Source organism: Sphingorhabdus sp., assembly GCF_046596595.1.
In the GTDB taxonomy this organism is placed as follows: Bacteria; Pseudomonadota; Alphaproteobacteria; order Sphingomonadales; family Sphingomonadaceae; genus Sphingorhabdus_B.
Window position 1 is genome coordinate 1 of record NZ_JBKJMB010000049.1, and the last position, 2188, is coordinate 2188.

A 2188-nucleotide genomic window follows, 5' to 3' on the forward strand; every position below is an offset into this window, starting at 1 on the left:
CCGCTACAGCCTCGGCCGCATCACGGGTGAGTGTTATTTTTGCACCGGCCGCTTTTGCCGCAGCGATAAAATTGCTGTCGCTGTCATACCCTTCGGGCACGGCAATGCGGACGTTGAATTTGAACAAGCCCGCCGCCTCAACCAGCGAGTTGAGAACATTGTTGCCATCGCCCAGCCAAGCAAGCTCAAGCCCCGGCAGCGCCTTTTCACTCTCGATGATTGTCAACAGGTCAGCCACAATCTGGCAGGGATGCGATAGATCTGTCAGCCCGTTGATGACCGGAACCGTCGCATGATGCGCAAGCTCTTCAACCTTTGCATGGTCATCGGTACGGATCATGATGGCATCAACATAACGCGACAGTACGCGCGCGGTATCGGCAATGGTCTCCCCGCGCCCCAACTGCATTTGGCCAGAGGCCATGAAGATGCTGTCACCGCCAAGCTGCTTCATCGCCATTTCAAACGAGGTGCGCGTGCGCGTAGAGTTTTTTTCGAATACCATCGCCAGCGTGTGGCTAGCCAACGGCGCATCAGCGTCTGCTTTGCCTTTAGGCCATCCAAGCCGCGCTTCTTTCCTGTCGATGGCGTCAGCGAGCATAGCGGCGATTGAATCACCGCCCGCATCGGTCAAGTTCAGGAAATGTCGAGTCATGCAGCCTGCGGCATTTGATAGCTCGCCGCGCCCGCCGAAAGCTTTTCCATGAAAGTTTGGATTTCGGCATCGCCAATGTTCAGCGGTGGCAAGACGCGGAACGTATTGTCGCCTGCCGCAACCAGCAGCAGCCCATGATTGTCACGCAGATGCGCAACGAACGCGCGCGTTTCATGCGTCATCATTACGCCAAGCATCAGACCCTTGCCCCGCACACCAGTGAAAAGGTCTGGGTAATTGCCGATAAACTGTTCCAGCGTTGAACGGAGCTTGTCGCCAGTCGACCGCACCTGTGTCAGAAATTCATCGTTCGCCACGACATCCCAAACCGCCTGACATGCCGCCATCGCGAAGGGGTTACCGCCATAGGTCGAGCCGTGCGTGCCAACGACCATCCCTCTGGCTGCTTCTTCGGTGGCAAGACAGGCACCAACGGGGAAACCGCCGCCCAAGCCCTTCGCTGTCGCCATGATGTCCGGTGTGATGCCATATTGTTCGTATGCATACAGCGTCCCAGACCGCGCGACACCGCATTGGACTTCATCGAGGATCAGCAAGATTCCATGTTCGTCGGCCAAAGCGCGAAGGCCTTGCATAAACGCGTCGGATGCCGGACGTACACCGCCCTCACCTTGAATGGGCTCCACCAAAAACGCAGCGGTATTTGGTCCCACCGCAGCCTTGGCGCCTTCGAGATCATCGAAGTCGACATATTTGAAACCTTCAAGCAAAGGCATGAATCCTTTGTGCATCTTCTCCTGATTGCTTGCTGAAATCGTTGCCATAGTCCGGCCGTGAAAAGCGTTTTTGAACGTAATAATCTCGAAACGGTCACTGCCCTGGCTTTGATGATAGGCACGCGCGGTCTTAATCGCGCATTCAACCGCTTCAGCGCCCGAATTGGTAAAGAATACGGTGTCGGCAAATGTTGTATCCACCAGCCGCTGCGCAAAGGCTTCACCTTGTGGGCTGCCATAGAGGTTGGACACGTGCATCAGCGTTGCCGCTTGATCCTGAATTGCTTTGGTGAGGTGCGGATGGCCATGGCCAAGCAGGTTCACAGCAATGCCTGCGGCGAAATCCAGCGCGCGGCTGCCGTCTTCAGAAATCAACCAAGCGCCTTCACCGCGAACCGGCCGAAATCCACACCGCGGATAGACTGGCATCAGGGGCGTTATTGTCATGATTTTCTTCCTTCCGACCAAATATTTGGCATATTCCAAAAGCCAAAAAGCGGCCCCTTGGGACCGCTAGTTTCTAACCTTCTGCTATAGTCACGCAATATAGGCAAATCAAGCTATGCCTCGGCATCCCTGTCGCGCTTCGCAGCGGCGATACGACGTTTGAGATGTCCATACAGAAGCAAGTGCACCGCCACCCAAAGCAGAAGAAATACGATAATCATTTTGGCGGCGGGGCTCATGGGATGGACCATAACATCGGAAAGCCGGGGAACAACCCCGAACGACTAGAGCAATCCCGCATCAAGGGGGACATGCGGCGGACATGCCATGATCGCCTTATGGTCAGCCT

At 55.7% G+C, this 2188-nt stretch carries 2 protein-coding genes; both read right to left on the bottom strand.

Annotation, left to right across the window (positions count from 1 at the left end; all coding sequences use genetic code 11):
* A partial coding sequence (locus ACLL9E_RS04430; protein ID WP_411290534.1) for an ornithine carbamoyltransferase occupies positions 1 to 655 on the bottom strand: 655 nt, incomplete at its 3' end.
* Positions 652 to 1839 carry an aspartate aminotransferase family protein gene (locus tag ACLL9E_RS04435; protein ID WP_411290535.1) on the bottom strand — a complete coding sequence of 396 codons (1188 nt, stop codon included), beginning with the start codon at positions 1837 to 1839 and terminating at the stop codon, positions 652 to 654. The genes ACLL9E_RS04430 and ACLL9E_RS04435, both read right to left, overlap by 4 nt.
* Between the last annotated feature and the right edge of the window lie 349 nt (positions 1840 to 2188).

Coding starts and splice junctions, on each gene's coding strand:
- ACLL9E_RS04435 (WP_411290535.1), bottom strand. CDS start 1,839: ATGACAATAACGCCCCTGATGCCAGTCTATCCGCGGTGTGGATTTCGG.